Annotated in this window: 12 protein-coding genes; 9 read left to right on the forward strand and 3 right to left on the reverse strand. The window is 38.3% G+C overall.

Going from position 1 to position 18951, the window contains the following annotated elements:
- Positions 1-48 precede the first annotated feature (48 nt).
- The 3 genes from AVFI_RS11160 (at position 49) to AVFI_RS11170 (ending at position 3153) form a co-directional block, all read left to right on the forward strand.
- Positions 49-1002 (forward strand): cobalamin biosynthesis family protein, encoded by a 954-nt coding sequence (locus AVFI_RS11160; RefSeq protein WP_188863740.1) that lies wholly within the window; start codon positions 49-51, stop codon positions 1000-1002.
- Positions 1003-1044: 42 nt separating this feature from the next.
- Positions 1045-1656, forward strand: coding sequence for a TRIC cation channel family protein (locus AVFI_RS11165; protein ID WP_005420789.1), 612 nt, complete (start codon positions 1045-1047; stop codon positions 1654-1656).
- Between the two features lie 186 nt (positions 1657-1842).
- Entirely contained in the window at positions 1843-3153 is a 1311-nt protein-coding gene (locus AVFI_RS11170; protein ID WP_026029310.1) for a peptidoglycan DD-metalloendopeptidase family protein, read from the forward strand.
- Positions 3154-3193: 40 nt separating this feature from the next.
- Here the strand turns inward: AVFI_RS11170 and AVFI_RS11175 are convergent, their stop codons facing one another.
- The 3 genes from AVFI_RS11175 to erpA form a co-directional block, all read right to left on the reverse strand.
- Positions 3194-6292, reverse strand: coding sequence for an efflux RND transporter permease subunit (locus tag AVFI_RS11175; RefSeq protein WP_155662802.1), 3099 nt, complete (start codon positions 6290-6292; stop codon positions 3194-3196).
- Positions 6293-6301: 9 nt separating this feature from the next.
- Positions 6302-7414, reverse strand: coding sequence for an efflux RND transporter periplasmic adaptor subunit (locus tag AVFI_RS11180; protein WP_012532887.1), 1113 nt, complete (start codon positions 7412-7414; stop codon positions 6302-6304).
- A 132-nt stretch (positions 7415-7546) separates the two neighbouring features.
- Positions 7547-7888, reverse strand: coding sequence for an iron-sulfur cluster insertion protein ErpA (gene erpA, locus AVFI_RS11185; protein WP_005420796.1), 342 nt, complete (start codon positions 7886-7888; stop codon positions 7547-7549).
- Positions 7889-8114: 226 nt separating this feature from the next.
- Between erpA and hemL the strand changes: the two genes are divergently transcribed.
- The 6 genes from hemL to AVFI_RS11215 all read left to right on the forward strand — a co-directional run bounded on the left by hemL (position 8115) and on the right by AVFI_RS11215 (position 18949).
- Positions 8115-9410: a glutamate-1-semialdehyde 2,1-aminomutase gene (gene hemL / locus AVFI_RS11190; RefSeq protein ID WP_054775905.1), complete on the forward strand. Its 1296-nt coding sequence runs from the start codon at positions 8115-8117 to the stop codon at positions 9408-9410.
- A 340-nt stretch (positions 9411-9750) separates the two neighbouring features.
- Entirely contained in the window at positions 9751-10836 is a 1086-nt protein-coding gene (locus AVFI_RS11195) for an AI-2E family transporter (RefSeq protein WP_012533785.1), read from the forward strand.
- 117 nt (positions 10837-10953) lie between these two features.
- The gene (gene rsmC / locus AVFI_RS11200; RefSeq protein ID WP_012533401.1) at positions 10954-11973 is read left to right on the forward strand and encodes a 16S rRNA (guanine(1207)-N(2))-methyltransferase RsmC; all 1020 of its coding nucleotides are present in this window, start codon (positions 10954-10956) and stop codon (positions 11971-11973) included.
- A gap of 165 nt (positions 11974-12138) precedes the next feature.
- Positions 12139-15519 carry a hybrid sensor histidine kinase/response regulator gene (locus AVFI_RS11205; protein WP_155662803.1) on the forward strand — a complete coding sequence of 1127 codons (3381 nt, stop codon included), beginning with the start codon at positions 12139-12141 and terminating at the stop codon, positions 15517-15519.
- Positions 15520-16140: 621 nt separating this feature from the next.
- On the forward strand, positions 16141-17814 hold the full coding sequence (locus AVFI_RS11210) for an ABC transporter substrate-binding protein (RefSeq protein WP_017019173.1): 1674 nt from the start codon (positions 16141-16143) through the stop codon (positions 17812-17814).
- A 148-nt stretch (positions 17815-17962) separates the two neighbouring features.
- Complete coding sequence (locus tag AVFI_RS11215) at positions 17963-18949, forward strand: ABC transporter permease (protein ID WP_012534180.1); 987 nt, start codon at positions 17963-17965, stop codon at positions 18947-18949.
- The last annotated feature ends 2 nt before the right edge of the window (positions 18950-18951 follow it).

Below are 18951 nucleotides of genomic sequence, written 5' to 3' on the forward strand. Positions count from 1 at the left end.
GTTCCTCTGGCTCAATTTTATCTTCTTTTATATATAAAGAATCACCTCATGCTAGATAAATTAACTCTCTTTATTTCTGATTACTCTTTACTGGTATTATGGGGGGCTTTAATTTTTCACCTCATCATTCCTATTTCACCCCAGTTTCATCCAATGTCTTTTTGGCACAAATTTGCTTTAATCCTAGCTGAAAAGGTAAATACATCTCGTCCTTATCAACAACGTTTATTATCAGGGTCCCTTGCATGGGCATTAATGATTATTCCTGTAATCATTGTATATATTGCAGCTGTGCCTCTCATTTGGAACATCCCTCTTTTTAATCTTGGGTTACTATTGTTATCACTAGAATGGCGTGGTGTCGAAAAACTGTGTAAAGATACGATTCATGCCATAAATAAAGAAGACAAAAGTAAAGCAAAAGAAACCCTCAAGCATTGGGTAAATAGAGACGTAGAACCATTATCATTACTAGGTTTAGGAAAAGCGTCTAGTGAAACGATCATTTTGGCTTATGCGAGAACCGTTATTGGGGTTTTATTTTGGTATGGTATTGCTGGTGGAATTGGAGCCTTTATTTATCGATTATCATTAGAGTTAGCAAGAGCGTGGTCTCCATCTAGAGATTCCTTTCGACCTTTTGGCATCCCTGCTCTACGCATTCAATATATTTTAGATTTTCTCCCACTTAAGCTTTTCACCCTCCTTTGTTTTATAGGCAAAAACATCCGTCATTCTTTTCAACAGTTACAATTACAAAAAAAGAACTGGGCCAATAAAAATAATGTAGGGCTACTTATTATTATTGGAAAAAAGTTTGAGCTTTCTTTAGGTGGACCTGTTATTTATCAAGGAAAGAAAATCAACCGAGCAAAACTAGGTGGAAAAATAGCCCCATCAGCGATTCATTTAGCACAAATTCACCATTTTTTAAGCTGGAGAATAGCAATTTGGCTCATTATTCAAAGCTCAATAATGGTCATATTAAAACAAGGTTTATAACTTTCTTTCAACAACATCATGCAGTAAGTCATAGAGGACAAGATGTTAATCTATACAATTGATATGTTTGGTACTGCCATTTTTGCCATTTCAGGAGTGTTACTGGCTGGTCGATTAAAAATGGACCCATTTGGCGTCACGGTTTTAGCAAGTGTTACCGCAATAGGTGGCGGTACGATAAGGGATATGGCTTTAGGTGCAACTCCCGTTTTCTGGATTAACGACACCAATTATTTATTGGTCATTTTCATTACCTGCATTTTAACTATGTTAATCATCAGAAGACCTAGACGTCTACCTTGGTATGTACTTCCCGTTTCCGATGCTATTGGATTAGCTGTCTTTGTTGGGATTGGTGTAGAAAAAGCACTTAATTACAATGCAGATCCAATGGTCGCCGTTATTATGGGGGTAATTACAGGTTGCGGCGGCGGCATTATTCGAGATGTACTAGCCAGAGAAGTCCCTATGGTATTAAGAAGTGAAGTGTATGCTACTGCGTGCATCCTTGGTGGCATCGTTCATACTTCTGCTCTAGAGTTCAATGTTCAAAGCTCGACCGCAATGCTACTCGGTGTCACTGCTACATTAATCATTAGATTAGCTGCCATTCGATGGCATTTATCCTTACCAACCTTTGCTCTTAATAAATAATTTGTTTAATAGGCCATAGCTATAAATCTTATGCTTGGCCTATTTTCTATTTATTTCTTTAAATTAATGAACTTTTTTTTATAAAAAGGTGACCAAACTACAAGTTCCTCACATAGTAGTTAACTTCAAAACACGATACACTTCTAGGTTGTTATTTTTATTCACTCTTTACTAACTAATCGAATGATATTATCTAAATTAACTCGCATTCCTGTAATCCATCGCATTCTGATTGGTCTTTGCAGCGCAGGGATTGTTGTAGCTATTGCAACAATACCAGACTCTGTCGCCCCTGATTCAGGCTTTTATAAATTAGCGGTAGGTCAAACATACCCAATTGAGATAAGAAAAGAAGCCCTCGTTTCTCATGAAAAAAATGCTCAAAACCAACAATTATCTTGGGAAACCTATACCGTAAAATCAGGGGAAAGCGCCTCTGTTTTATTTAGTCGCATCGGTTTGGGATACAGCCAACTTCTAAAACTCACCAGTAGCGATAAAGAAATTGAAAACCAACTCACTCGCTTACGTCCTGGTGACAAATTAAAATTTGGGTTTAACCAAGATCAAGACATCGTCCAACTTATACGCCCTATCAGTAAATTTGAAACTTACCGTATTAGTAAAGTTGGTGACAGCTATATTGGTTTATTTGAAAAACAAGATATTGAAACTCAGCTTAATTATACTAAAGCAACTATCACCTCAAATTTTTGGAATGCTTCAATTGGTGCGGGACTAAACCCTAATCAAATTATGGAGCTTGCAGGTATCTTTGGATGGGATATCGATTTTGCTTTAGATATTCGAGAAGGCGACAATTTTAAAGTTCTTTATGAAGAGAAGTATGTTGAAGGTGAATATGCTGGAAAAGGCAATATTATCGCCGCTTCTTTTACTAACCGTGGCGATACTTTCACCGCGATAAGAAACGATAAAAACGGCAATTTTTACGAACCAAATGGCCGAGCGATGAAAAAAGCTTTCTTGCGTTCACCAATCAATTTCCGTTACGTTAGCTCTAATTTTAACCCTCGCCGTCTGCATCCAGTAACAGGACAAAGAAAAGCTCATAGAGGGACTGATTATGTTGCGCCAGTTGGCACCCCTATTTGGGCTGCCGGTGATGGCGTAGTAGATAAAGCAGGTTATAATCAATTTAATGGTAATTATGTCTTTATTCGACATAGCAATACTTACATAACGAAATACCTACACATGACTAAACGTTATGTACGTGCAGGTCAAAGAGTTAAGCAAGGTGAAACTATTGGTACTCTTGGTGGAACAGGCCGAGTAACAGGTCCACATCTTCATTATGAATTCTTAGTAAATGGCGTTCATAAAGATGCTCGAACAGTATCTTTACCACAGTCAAAATCCTTAACAGGTAAAGACAAAAAAGAGTTTGAAATTGTGGCTAAAGAACGCTTAAAGCAATTAGAGCAATACAGTCAGTTTATTGTTGGTAACCATCCAGTAATTAACCATGAATAACTAAAATTAAAGCCCTAATTAGAGATAATTAGGGCTTTTTTTAATCAAGTAATTCTCTTATTTTTTTGTCTCTTCCAAGCATTAACAAGCAAGGTGTCAGTACTAATGTTAGAACGGTTGCAAAGGCCAAGCCTCCTGCAACAGCAGTGGCTAATTGCGACCACCACTGAGTACTTGGTGCACCAAATTCCACTTTTTGATTAACTAAATCAATATTCATTTCTAGCACCATTGGCATTAATCCCAAAATGGTCGTTACCGTGGTTAACATAACAGGTCGTAAACGCTGAACGCCAGTTCGCAAAATAGCATCGACTTTTTCAATGCCTTCTTTGCGTAAGGTGTTATAGGTGTCAATCAGTACAATATTATTATTAACGACGATCCCTGCTAATGAAATTACCCCAATGCCTGACATAATAATGCCAAACGGGCGCTGGAAAATAAGTAAACCAGCAAACACGCCAACGGTTGAAAAAAGAACTGCACTTAAGATTAAGAATGCCTGATAAAAACTATTAAATTGAGTAACTAAAATAATTGCCATAACAGCAAGTGCTACAAGAAAAGCATTCTGCAAAAATGCGGCTGAATTATTTTGCTCTTCATTTTGTCCTCTTAATTTAAATTCAACGCCCTTAGGTAAGTCTAGATTTTTTAGTACCTCCTCAACTTTAGGAAGCTCAATGCTCAGGTTATACCCTTCACTCATGTCGGCTTTTACCGATAAAATTCTGTGCCCATCTATTCGGTGAATAGTATCTTGTTTGTGCGTAGGAATAATGCGTGCAAAATTAGTAATTGGAACAAGTCCATTATTCGTCTTTACTCTAAGCTCATCAAATCGCCCGATATCTCGATGCTCTTCAGGAAAACGTACAAGAATATCGACCTGTTCATCATTATCATCAGGTAGGTAGTCACCAATTTTTAAACCATTAGTGACAAACTGAACGGTATTACCAACTAATGTTGCATCGGCACCAAATCTTGCTGCATCATCTCGTCGAATATCAATTTTCCAATCAATACCCTGCTTATTAGAAGTATCACTAACATTAGTAAATGCTGCATTTGAATCAACCCATTTACGAACTTGAGTGATGGATTGATTTAATAGTTCTCCATTTCTCGCACTGAGTTCTATCACTAAATCATGCTCGCTAGGAGGCCCTGCATTTGGTGTACTGAACTCCAATTCAACACCTGCAATATCTTTCGTTTTCACTCGGAGATCTTCAATTATCTCTTTTACTGGCCTTCTGTTTTGCCAATCAATTGGAGTAATTTGGATACGTCCTATTTCATCGTCGCCACCCGTTCGAGTATAAATACTGTCTAACTCTTCCATTCCTAATATTTGATTTTGAACCTGAACCATAATTTTATCTTTCTCATCAATAGAAAGATCACCATGAGAACGAACTTTTACGGTTAAAAATGGAGGATCGACATCAGGAAAGAAAACAACACCGAGTCCCGCTTTGGCGTAAGTAAATCCAATACCGACAGCAAACGTTATTGCTAATAATAAAATCTTAAAGGGGTGCTTTAATGAAAATGAAAGCGTTTGATAATATAGCTTAGTGACCCCTTCAGCTTGAGTATAGTCTCCTCTGCTTAGTGCCTGTAATTTCACTCTTTTTTTAGGGAGGACTTGCTGCGGTTTACCAAACAAACTCCCTAAAACGGGAACAAATAACAGAGCCATAACTAAAGATGCACTTAACGTCGCAATCAAAGTTAATGGCAGATACTTCATAAATTCCCCAGTAATATCAGGCCAGAATAATAGAGGAGCAAATGCCGCTAATGTTGTCGCTGTTGATGCAATAATTGGCCATGCCATTCGTTGTGCAGCTTCTCTATAAGCTTCTACACGATGAGCTCCCTCTTGCATTCGACGATCAGCGTATTCAGTTACAACAATAGCGCCGTCAACCAACATTCCTACGGCCATGATTAATGAAAATAGAACAACAATATTGATGGTTAACCCTGAAACTGCAAGTATAAGTAAACCTGTTAAGAAAGAGCCGGGAATTGATATTCCAACTAAAAGAGCAGTTCTTGCTCCTAAAATTGCAATGATAACGATAACAACCAATAAAATAGCGGAAAGAATATTATTCTGAAGATCATTAAGCATGATCTTTACATCTTTAGATTCATCCCACGTGTATTTAACTAATAAATTATTTGGCCAATCATCAAGTTGCTGAGCTCCCGATAGTACCGCTTTTACAATCTCAACGGTTTCAATGATATTTTCCCCGGAACGTTTTTTTATATCGAGAACAATGGCTTTTTCACCATTTAATCGAGCATAACTATTAGGATCTCTAAATGCTTTACGAACCGTGGCAATATCACCAAAAGTGACCACTTGTTTTCCATCGACTTTGATTGGCAGCTCTAGTACATCTTTTAATGATTCAAAAACAGAAGGGACTTTTACTGAAAACCGACCATAACCAGTATCAACAAAACCAGCAGCAACAACACGATTATTTAATGCGATTAAATTATAGATGGCGGCCTGATCTAACCCGTAACTCTCAAGCAAAAGAGGATCGACAATAATTTCAACGACATCTTCTCTATCTCCTGCAATATCAACTTCAAGTATCTGTTTGTAACTTTCGAGTTTATCCTGCAGCTTTCTTGCAATTTGAACCGCGGTTCGCTCAGGAACAGTGCCATATAAAACCACGGATAATACGGCTTGCTCAGCCGCTAATGTAACCTCATGAACCGTTGGCTCATCACTCTCTTCTGGAAGGTTTGGCTTAACTAAATCAACCGCATCTCTCACGTCCGTTAAGGCTTTATCTAAATCGACTCCAACACTAAACTCTAATGTCACTGAGCCATGCCCTTCCCCTGCAACCGCAGTCATTTCCTTTATCCCTTCAATAGAGCGTAATTCTTGCTCCATTGGGCGCACGAGTAAACGCTCAGAATCTTCAGGAGAAATACCTTGGTGACTCATAGATACATAAATAATAGGGATCGTAATATCTGGATTGGACTCTTTTGGTATAACGAGATACGTCGACACACCAGCAATAAGTAATAAAACCAACAGCATCAACATGGTACGAGAGCGACCCAATGCCGCATTAATAATAGCTAGCATATAATGTCCCTATTTACGCTGAATATGAATGAAGTCACCATCACGAACAAATCCTTGTCCAACAGTAATAATATCCACTTCATTCCCAAGCCCTGTTAACCAAACACCATCATCTTCAGCCTTAACTAACTGAATAGGAACAAACTTAACTTTATGAGCCGTCTCACTATGCCCTTCAGCTTCTATCGCTGTTTTTACCCCCAAATCCCCACTTTCATTTAATGCGAGCATTGCTGGAGTGACTTTTATTGCTGGTTGAAGCGCTAAATTAATAGCGACTTCAGAACTCACACCTGCAGGGATCTTTCCACCAATATTGGGAATTTCTATTTCTACTGAAAATGTATTGGTTGATGACGATGATATTTTTGAAATATAACGAACATAGCCTTCAATTGAAGCACCATTAATAAAACTAACATCTGCTTTTTGTTGTTTTGTTATTTGACTGATATGCCTTTCACTAACATTGACATCAATAACAAGTGGATCAAGAACAACGACTTTAGCAACAGGATCACCACGACTGACAAAGTCACCGACTTCAATAAACAGGTGCTCAACAATGCCATCAAATGGCGCCGTGATCGTAGTATTTTCTAATATTAACTCAGCATTACGAACTCTTGCTTTTGCTTCAGCAAGTGAGGCTTGTGACTGGCTAAACGCAACTTCTCCTTGTAAGCCTTTACGTTTTAATTCTTTTGCTGCATTAAACTCTTTCATTCGAACTGAGTAGATGGCTTTAGCTTGGCTTAATTGCAAATCAAGATCGGCCATATCTAAACGAGCGATGGGTTGCCCTTTTGTGACTCTAACGCCTTTATTTACTAACAATTCTTCAATCTGAGCTGCAACTTGAGCTCCTAATATGGCTTGTTTATCAGGGCTAGTTCGTCCATACAAAGAAATGGTTTTATGAGTAGGGATAGATTCAAAACGTTCAATAACCACGTTGGCTAATGGTATGGTAAGAGGCGAGCTTTTTGTCTCTATTGATGATTCTTCCGCGTTTGAAGGTCCACTCATGACCCATAAAAATAAGCTGAGGAATAAAAGAAAAGAGATAATCCAAGGTCTATGGATAAGATAAGAAAAAAAAACAGATGTAAATTTACCCATAGCAACAATCCTTAGCGCTTAGGAAACAAGAACTAACAGCAATACATCTGAACTTGCTGTTACTCAAAATTATGATTTTTTATAATAAAAAAGGTAAGTAAACTCCGCTACTTACCTTTGAATACTCAGGACTTACACACTGAATGATGCACCACAACCACACGTTGTCGTTGCATTTGGGTTATCAATGAAGAAACGTGAACCTTCCAAACCTTCGGTGTAATCAACTTTACCGCCAATCAAATATTGTAAGCTCATTGGATCAACAACTAATGTAACGCCATCGTTTTCAATTGTCATATCACCTTCATTTACGTCTTCATCAAAAGTAAAGCCGTATTGGAAACCACTACAACCACCACCAGTAATATAAACTCGTAGTTTTAGATTTGGGTTTTCTTCTTCTGCAATTAACGTTTTTACTTTTGCTGCTGCAACATCAGAAAACGTTAACGGCACAGATACATCACTCATTTAAACCTCTCAGGATTGGTTTCCAATTCTATTTTATAGGCGATTATCTAATACCTGACTGTTTCATTCAAGTATTCAATCGCTCTTCTCTGCGTTCTCATAAAATGAAGATCGCATTTATCAGTACTATTTTACTATTAGATGGGGATTAATACGATCAACTCAAGCTTTTTTAGGTACAATAGCGCCCAACTGGTCCAAATTAATTACTATGAGGATATAAGTAATGACCAAATCAGCAGAACTATTTGCAAAAGCGCAAGATAAAATCCCTGGCGGTGTAAACTCTCCTGTTCGTGCTTTTGCTGGCGTTGGTGGCTCACCAATTTTCGTTGAGCGTGCCGATGGCCCTTTAATTTTTGATGCCGATGGCAAAGCTTATATTGATTATGTTGGTTCTTGGGGTCCAATGATCCTTGGTCATAACCATGCCGCAATTCGTGAAGCAGTTATCTCTGCAGCACAACGTGGTTTAAGTTTTGGTGCACCCACTGAAACTGAAATTACTATGGCTGAATTAGTTTCTGAACTCGTACCATCAATGGAACAAGTTCGCATGGTAAGTTCAGGTACTGAAGCAACAATGAGTGCTATTCGTTTGGCTCGTGGTTACACAGGCCGTGATAAAATCATGAAATTTGAAGGCTGTTACCATGGCCATGCTGATAGCTTACTTGTTAAAGCAGGTTCTGGTGCATTAACCCTAGGTCAGCCAAGTTCTCCTGGTGTTCCTGCTGATTTTGCTAAATACACATTAACAGCAACTTTTAATGATTTAGATTCTGTTCGTGAACTATTCACTGCAAATAAAGGCGAAATCGCTTGTATTATTGTTGAGCCAGTAGCTGGTAACATGAACTGTATTCCACCAGTAGAAGGGTTCCACGAAGGACTTCGTCAAATTTGTGATGAAGAAGGTGCTCTATTAATTTTTGATGAAGTAATGACTGGTTTCCGTGTGGCTGAAAACTGTGCTCAAGGTTACTACAACATCAAACCAGACCTAACAACATTAGGTAAAGTAATCGGCGGTGGTATGCCTGTTGGTGCATTTGGTGGTCGTAAAGACGTAATGCAATACATTGCACCTACTGGACCAGTTTACCAAGCAGGTACACTTTCAGGTAACCCTGTAGCGATGGCTGCTGGTTTTGCCTGCTTAAAAGTATTAACTGAAGAAGGTAATGAAAAACGCCTTGCAGATACAACGAAACATCTAGCTAATGGTTTTAAAGAGTTAGCAAATAAACACGGCATCCCAATGGTTGTGAACCAAGTGGGCGGAATGTTTGGTTTCTTCTTTACCGATCAAGAAACAGTAACCAGCTACGCTGATGTTGCTAAGTGTGATATTGAAAGATTTAAACGCTTTTTCCACCTAATGCTTAAGAAAGGGGTATACCTAGCACCTTCAGCATTTGAAGCAAGCTTCACTTCTTTGGCTCATGGACCAAAAGAAATCGAAGCGACATTAGAAGCTGCTAACCAGTGTTTCGCGATCATTGCTTCTGAAACTAAATAAGATTTATTTTAATCAGATAAAGGCTTTCATTATTGAGAGCCTTTTTTCATATAATATAGCCATAATAACCCAGTAACAGCTTAATCACCCTACCATGAAAAAGTGATAATACTTAATAAGTAATTATTGCCAAAAATACACAACTGCCACCAATAACCCGATAACTATCACAGGAATAATTGGAAATCTTTTTTTCTTACTTCCCGCGCATGTCTCTTTATCACAACAGCCCATCGTTACTCTCCATTAATCTTGCTATGATGATCAACTAGCTATATAACTATCTAAATTGCTATCATCTTAATTTTATAAACCGATAATCGCATCATAAGGGAATAATGTGTCTCATTTCAATAAACTGAACTCCAGTCATTGGGTTTTAATTGCTGCTTTGCTTGCTGCTGGTTACGCATGCTTCCTTTTAATTGAACCCTACTTAAACCCAATCATTCTTGCTTTTATTATGTCGTTATTATTTGCACCTTTACATAATAAAATCAGTGACCGACTCCCTAACAGCCCAAATAGTGCTGCAATACTTTCTTGTATGGCGTTAACTTTTATTATCGCTATTCCTCTATTCTTTGTTTTTATTGCCATTGTTCAACAAGGTGCAACATTCTCAAAAGACGCTTACCACTGGGTTATTGATGGTGGAATACAAACCTTATTCCAACACCCGTTTGTCGCAAAAGCGTTATCTTTTATTAATAAATACCTACCTTTTGATGCCATAGATCCTGCAGAGGTCACTCAAAAAGTGGCGCAACTTGCATCGCAAATAGGCACTCGAATTGTTGGAATGAGTGCTCAAATTGTTGGTGATGTAACTAATGTTCTAATGAATTTCTTTTTAATGTTATTCGTTTTGTTCTTTTTACTTCGTGACCAAGACAAAATCATTTCAGCATTTCGCCATGTATTACCTCTTTCACGCAGCCAAGAAGATCGTTTATTAGATGAAATTGAACAAGTCTCGAAATCAGCAGTTCTTGGTTCATTTTTGACAGCAATAGCACAAGGTATTGCCGGTGGTTTTGCTATGTGGCTTGCAGGGTTCCCTGGTCTATTTTGGGGAACAATGATGGGGTTTGCTTCATTTATTCCAGTTGTAGGAACCGCTTTAATTTGGGTTCCAGCAACCATTTATCTATTGCTTACTAATCAATGGGAATGGGCCATCTTCTTAACTGCATGGGGCGTATTAGTTGTAGGATCTATTGATAACATCGTACGACCACTCTTAATGCAAGGAAACTCTGGTATGAATACCTTACTGATTTTCTTCTCATTATTAGGTGGTATACAGCTTTATGGTTTAATTGGATTAATTTATGGTCCAATCATTTTTGCTCTAACATTAGTTTTATTTAATATGTACGAAACTGAATTTAAGACTTTTTTAGATCAACAAGATAAGAACTAAAGCGATTTAAAACCATTTAAGGCCACTGATTTTTCATCATCTTCAGTGGCCTTTTCTTTTCCTTCCTATCACTTTGTGGGACAATCCTGCCAGTTTTTATATTATTTCGAGGCCATAATGTCTTACTCTGCACCAAGTCAAATTACTCAACGCCAACTTGCTTATTTTGAAGGCAAGCATGTTCTCATTGCTGGTGAGTTAATCGATGACTTTCCTTTTGAGCTAGCAAAGCATTGTGAATCAACCTCAATTTTCACGACTAACTATTCATACTATAAGCAATTTGCTGAGCATGATTCTATTCACTGCTATTTTGGTTCTGAATTAACAGAAACAACCAATGCCGATATGATTTTACTCTACTGGCCTAAAGCAAAAGCAGAAGCAGAATACTTACTAACGATGCTGTTAGCAAAACTGGGCAAAAGCACGGAAATTGTTGTTGTTGGTGAAAACCGAAGTGGTGTAAAAAGCATTGAAAAAATGTTTGCTGATTTTGGTCCGATAAATAAATTTGATTCAGCTCGTCGTTGTAGCTTTTATTGGGGTCAGTGTACTGAAGAAGCGCCAACATTCAATCAGCAAGATTGGTTTAAAGAATACCAAGTTGAATTTGAAAACCACACTATCGAAGTAAGAAGCTTACCTGGTGTATTCAGCCACGGCGAATTTGATAAAGGCTCTGAGCTTTTACTACAAACCTTACCCGCACTACGAGGCCATGTACTTGATTTTGGATGTGGTGCTGGTGTTATTGGTTCGGTAATGAAAACAATCAATCCTAAAATTCACTTAGATATGGTTGATATCAGTGCGCTTGCTATAGCCTCTTCTATTGAAACGTTAAAAGCCAATAACCTTGAAGGCTGTGTATTTGCAAGTGATGTGTATTCAGATACTAAAGAGAATTACCAATTTATTGTCAGTAATCCTCCTTTCCATGCAGGTCTTAAAACACATTATTCTTCAACAGAAGAGCTATTAGAAAAAGCACCACAAAATTTAACCCATGAAGGGCAATTAATTTTAGTGGCCAATAGCTTTTTACAGTACCCACCAATCATTGAAAAAGCATTTGGTGAGTGCCTAACATTAGCTAAAAATAACAAATTTAAGATCTATTCAGCTCAAAAATAATTCTTGCCTCCCGCCGCACTTTATCACTCTGCTGCTTGATTTTTAACATGAATTAAGTATAAGAAGCAGCAGAGTTTCTCGTTAAAATCAAACTCAATAAAACTTACTGACACGTTAAATATGTCAATTTCGCTGAATGGATAACAGTGTGGACTAGGCCTTCAAATGGATAAAAAACAACACTTTAAACGTCTACAAAATACGTTGATGATTGCGTTTCTTGTTTTAAGCATAACGCCATTGTCACTTATTGCAATTTTCTTTCTTCACTCTCACAGCCAAGATCTTGCAACACAAAGTACCGCGCATCTTGTGTCATTACGAGATAACAAAGAACAACAAATTACAAATTACTTTAAAGGGCGTAAGTCCGAAGTATTAGGATTTGCTCGCTCTGAGCTAGCTAATGCAAGTGGTGGTCGATTTTATGGTTTAGTTAGTGCGTTTCCACACTTAGGTACATCCATAGAAGACGCTCGTAAAAACGCACAACTGCGATATATCACAGGCTCTGGTGATAAAATTAGAACCAGTGTTCTTCCTGAATCAGACTCTTATATTGGTAGTGAACGCTACCGTCTTTTACATAAACGTTACCATTGGGCATATTTAGAACTCTTAAAACGTTCAGACTTTAGTGACGTTCTATTAGTTGATATTAATGGCAACGTTGTGTATTCCAAAGCCAAAGAAGACAATTATGGTACGAATTTATTAACAGGTAAGTACAAAGACAGTACGTTAGCGGATACATATAAAAAGATCCGAACATTAATGAAAAAGCCTGAGAGCGAAGATAATATTCCTATCATTTTTTCTGATTTCAATACCATAAATAACGAAACGGTAGCATGGTTTGCAGCTCCAATAGTACAGCAAGGTTACTTACATAGTTTTGCTCTATTCAAATTACCAAATACAGGTCTAATTGAATTGATTGGAGATAATACTGATACAAGTTCCATCAAAACCAACTTTGTAGGCCAAGACTCTTATTCCCGTATCAGCAATGAAGACATTGAAAAAAACCTCTCTGAAAATATGAAGTTGGCGCTATCAGGTGAATCAAATGTCGGTAGCTTTATTGATAAGCACGGAGAAAAAGTGCTTGCCGCATTTACTTCTATTAATGTTGATGGACATTTATGGGGACTATCACTTGAACTTCCAGAAAAAGAGGCTTTTGCTCGCATTCAACAACTTGAGCAAATCTTTGTTATTGCAATGATAATAGCCATTGTCTGTGTTGTTATTGCTTCGCATTTCTTATCTAACTCAATCACAGCGCCACTTTTACGCTTAACATGGGCGGCAGAACGAGTATCTGCTGGTGATCTTGATCAGGAGATGATCAGCACGGATAGAAAAGATGAAATTGGTCGCTTAGCAGTTAGTTTTGCACGAATGCAACGCTCAATAAGAGAAAAAATCCAACTAATTAAAGATCAAAATGAAGAACTTGAAGCTAACTTAGCTACCATTCAATTAAAGAACAATGAACTGGAAGCTGCTGATAAATTAAAAGATGAATTCTTAGCAACCACATCGCATGAGTTAAGAACACCACTACATGGTATGGTTGGCATCGCAGAAGCCTTATATACAGGAGCCAACGGTCCAATATCGGCATCTCACCGCCATCAATTGGAGATAATTATAAATAGTGGTCAACGCTTAACAAGTCTGGTTAATGACCTACTTGATTATCATAAAATGCGTCATGGTAACCTTGATATAAATAAGCATGTTACCGATCTATCCTCAGCAACCAGTTTAGTTCTGGAGTTATCACAACACCTTCTTGGAAATAAATCCATTCGCATTATTAACCAAGTAGATAAATCATTACCTGTTGTTTTTGTCGATGAGCAACGACTTGAACAGGTTCTTTATAATCTTATTGGCAATGCGATTAAATATACATCAGAAGGTAAAATTGTTATTTCAGCAAGTGTTGTAGATCAATTCTTGCGAGTTCAGGTCGTAGACACTGGGCACGGAATTCCGGCAGATGAATTAGAACATATTTTCGAACCATTAATTCAAGCAGGTCATGATTCAAACCGCTATCGTCAAGGCTCAGGTCTTGGTTTATCAATCAGTCGACAATTAATTGAATTAATGGGTGGCTCTTTATATGTAAGTAGCCAACCAATGGTAGGAGCGACATTTAGCTTTACCCTTCCTCTTGCAACTAAAGAACAAATTCAACAACACAAATTGCTTGCTCAAGAAGGTATTACTCACTATCAAACACCTGAAAAACTTGAATATAATTTAGATGAGATTGATGAGGAATTACCAGAAAACCCTGAGGGTCCACTTTTATTAGTTGCGGATGATGAGCCCGTTAATCTACAAGTACTTACTAGTTTCTTAAAACTCGAAGGCTACCGAGTGAAAGTAGCTAATGATGGACCTGAAACATTAAAAGTATTTGAAGAAGAAAAGCCTGAATTATTATTGCTTGATGTCATGATGCCTGGAATGAGCGGCTATGAAGTATGCCAATCATTAAGAGAGACTTATAGCCACTCTCAACTGCCTATTATTATGTTAACGGCCTTAAATCAAACTCAAGATAGGATTCGAGGTTTTGAGTCAGGCGCTAACGACTATTTAAGTAAGCCTTTTAATAAACAAGAACTAGCAGCTCGAATAAAAGCGCATCTTAAAGCAAGTAAGGCTGAACTATTTTTAAGTGAAAATGATCGCCTACAGCAAGAAATTCGCCATAGAGAAAAAGTGGAAGCCAGTTTGCTCGAGACACAAGCTCATATATTAGAGCAACTTAACCATGCACAAGAGGCCATTATATGTGCCAAGAGTGATGGAAAAATTAAGTATGTAAATAACTCTGCAGCGAAACTATTTCAAAGAACAGAAGAACAACTTTCACGTTACTCTATCGATGAGTTAATCGCTAAACGCAGCCTTATTGAAAGTAAACAAAATCACCGTGGCAATATTGATGTTTATATTGATGGTGAAATAACACAAATAAACGCTGATTTATTACATCTTCCTGCAGAGTCAGGGTTATCTCTTATTCTTGTAGTTAGCCATAAACACGAGGCAAGCGAACAACGAATTCATGACTTAGAAAGTGCAGTAGAAGCACTATCTGCATTTGCATTCGAAGGCGATAAACAAAAACTAAACTCGCTATCGTTAGTTGGTGGAGATATTGCGCAACTAGCCACTAAGGCTAATGAAAATAAAGAAGATAAAGGCACCATCATGCGAGAGCTCATTGTTGACGGCATGATCTCAGGCCTTTCTTATTGGGAGGAGTCCACAGGGCAAACCAAATACACTCTCGCAGAAGAGAGTGGATTATGGCGAGTGTATTTAGATAGAAGCACACTACAAACACGTACACTTGATAAATACTTACGAGTAGAAACCCTGCCGAAAACACCACGCTGGAGAACCGTAATTAGTACTTTAGAGTACATTTTAGAACATTGTGAGCAATACAATGACCAACGTGACAAACTAGTTAGAATTAAAGATAAGCTACAAATACTCATATCCAACAACTAATATTTACCATCGTAACTCAACCTAAAAGTCCGTAATATTTACGGGCTTTTTTTTCGCCACAACCAAATTCACGGTTCAAAAAAAGCACTTAATCAGCACTGTAATTTGACTGTATTTAGCTATTTTTTAGTGGAAAAAACTCATCTATTATATATTTGTCATAATTATGAGAAGCGACTCACAACAAACCTTGCCCAATAATTTTAGCGATAAAATTAACGATAGAGATCACAGGTGATCAAGGTCACCACTATAGAGCAAGAAAAAAGAAAGTATAATTATAAAGGCTAAAACTGTAAGTAAACACTAACTTAACAACATACAGGACGACGTACATGAGATAAAGGTCACACCACTTAAATAGAGTAAAAAACACACACAATTACAGAAAATAACGTTTTTGACGTTAAAAAAAGTTATTTTGCCGTTTTTAACGGTAATCCAAATTGACGTTTTGAGCCGAAAACGGTTTCCTATACATGCCCAAGGCCTACAGACCACTCAAAAACCATTAGAAAGGCAATTTGGAAAAATGGATTTGAGGTAAGCCTTTAATGTGTGTTTATCAAATTGATAAAGACGTATATATCGTGAAACTAAAGCAAAGAGTAAGGAACAGCTATGCTTGCCAATATTAAAAAAACTACATTAGCTGCTGCAGTACTTGCAGCAACAACGGGTTTTGCAGCTACAGATGCAGCGGCACGAAGTGAGCTAACAGTGGTACCAGATTTCTACCCTACAATGATCCAAAACTTTAACCCATACCTTGCAACTAACCTTCGTACAACAACAGATTTTGTTTACGAACCACTAGTTATCTTTAATGAAATGCATGGTAACAAACCAGTTATGCGTCTTGCGGAAGATTTCCGTATGTCTGATGACCTTATGAGTGTAACTTTTGACATTCGTAAAGGTGTTAAATGGTCTGATGGTGAGAAATTCACAGCTGACGACGTAATTTACTCTTATAAACTACTAAAAGATAAGCCTGAGCTTGATCAACGTGGTATCAATAAGTGGGTTACAAACGTTGAACGCGTAAATGAATACCAAGTTAAATTCAGCCTATCTGAAGCTAACTCAAACGTTCCATACGAAATTTCACTAGTTCCAATCGTTGCTGAGCACATTTGGTCTAAAGTGAAAGATCCAACAACATTTACAAACGAAAACCCAGTAGGTACAGGTCCATTTACTGAGATCGATACTTTTACACCTCAACTTTACATTCAGTGTCGTAACCCTAACTACTGGGATAACGATAACCTAGATGTGGACTGTTTACGTGTACCTCAAATCGCAAACAACGACCAATTACTAGGTAAGATTGTTAACTCTGAACTAGACTGGACATCTTCTTTCGTTCCAGATATCGATCGTACATACGCTTCAGCAAGTCCTAACCACCAATACTGGTACCCGCCATCAGGTACACAAGCATTCATGGTTAACTTTAAAAACCCTGATGCAGCTAAAAACGAAGCACTAACAAATGTTGAGTTCCGTCGTGCTATGGGTATGGCTCTTGACCGTCAAACAATCATTGATATCGCATTCTACGGCGGCGGTACAGTGAATGATTTCGCATCTGGTCTTGGTTATGCATTTGAAGCATGGTCTGATGAAGGTACTCACAACAAGTACAAGAAATTCAACACATACAACGTTGAAGGCGCTAAAAAGCAACTAGCTAAAGCTGGCTTTAAAGACGTAAACGGCGATGGGTATGTTGATACTCCATCAGGTAAGCCTTTCGAGCTTCTAATCCAATCTCCAAACGGCTGGACTGACTTTAACAACACAGTTCAACTTGCTGTAGAGCAATTAGATGAAGTTGGTATCAAAGCGAAAGCTCGTACTCCTGAGTTCGCGGTATACAACCAAGCAATGCTAGAAGGTACTTATGATGTAGCTTACACAAACTACTTCCACGGTGCCGATCCACACCTATACTGGAACAGTGCTTACAACTCAGCACTTCAAGAAGGTGATGGCATGCCTCGTTTCGCAATGCACTACTTCAAAGATGCGAAACTTGACGCTCTACTTGATAGCTTCTACAAAACAGCTGACCGTGATGAGCAATTAGAAATCGCTCATGGCATTCAGAAAATCATCGCTGAAAACCAAGTAACACTCCCTGTGATGTCTGGTGCTTACATGTACCAATACAACACAAAACGCTTCAGCGGTTGGTGGAACGAGAAGAATCCTAAGGGCCGTCCAAATATCTGGGCTGGTATCCCTGAGCGTCTTCTACACGTTCTTGACCTAAAGCCTGTTAAGTAATATGTAACTGTCTTTGCGGTGCACCCTTTGTGCACCGCCTATTCCCCCCCTTCCCTACTAGCTAAAGGAATGGCGCTCGTCGTCAGGGGATTTTATGTCCTGATTTCCAGGTCAGGCAAACAATATCTGGATGAGTAAGGTGTGAGTTATGGGATTTTTTCTAAGACGTTTATCGTTCTATTTTATTGCGTTGGTCGTTGCTGCAACGATTAACTTTATCATTCCGCGAGCAATGCCAGGTGACCCTGTTGTCATGATGTTCGCTAATGCAACCACTCAGGTAACTCCTGAGCGTATTGAAGCAATGAAACAATTGCTTGGCTTTGTTGATGGCCCTCTATATGAGCAATACTTTATCTACATCAAAAACATCCTAACTTGGGAATTAGGTACTTCTATCAAATTCTATCCGCTAAGTGTAAATGATTTACTTGGTGGTGCATTTGGTTGGTCATTATTCCTAGCAGGTACTGCGGTAATTTTATCATTCTCTCTAGGTTCTATTCTTGGCATCTTTGCAGCATGGAAACGCGGTAGCGCTTACGATACATTCATCTCTCCAGGGATGTTGGTTATCCAAGCTGTACCTCAAGTCGTTATTGCAATGTTAGCTATGTTTACCTTTGCTGTCGGTTTGAAATGGTTCCCTACAGGCTACGCATATACTCCAGGCACAATTCCAGATTGGACAAGCTGGGCATTCATTAAAGATGTTGCTTATCACGCTATTCTTCCACTGTTCTGTGCGGCTATTGTTCAAATTGGTGGCTTCCTAATTAACATGCGTAACAACATGATTAACCTACTTGGTGAAGACTACATCACCATGGCTAAAGGTAAAGGCTTAAGCGAAAACCGCGTTGTATTTAACTATGCAGCACGAAACGCAATGCTTCCAAGTGTTACTGCTCTATCAATGTCATTAGGTATGGCAATTGGTGGTCAGTTAATCGTTGAAATCATCTTCAACTATCCAGGTCTTGGTTCTGTACTGTTTAACGCAATCACTTCTCGTGACTACCAAGTTCTCCAAGGTCAGCTACTTATCATGACTCTGTTCATGCTGTTCTTTAACCTTCTTGCTGACATGTTATACGTTGTTCTAGACCCTCGCCTACGCAAGGGAGGAAAATAATA

This window comes from Aliivibrio fischeri ATCC 7744 = JCM 18803 = DSM 507, assembly GCF_023983475.1.
GTDB classification, from domain to species: Bacteria; Pseudomonadota; Gammaproteobacteria; order Enterobacterales; family Vibrionaceae; genus Aliivibrio; species Aliivibrio fischeri.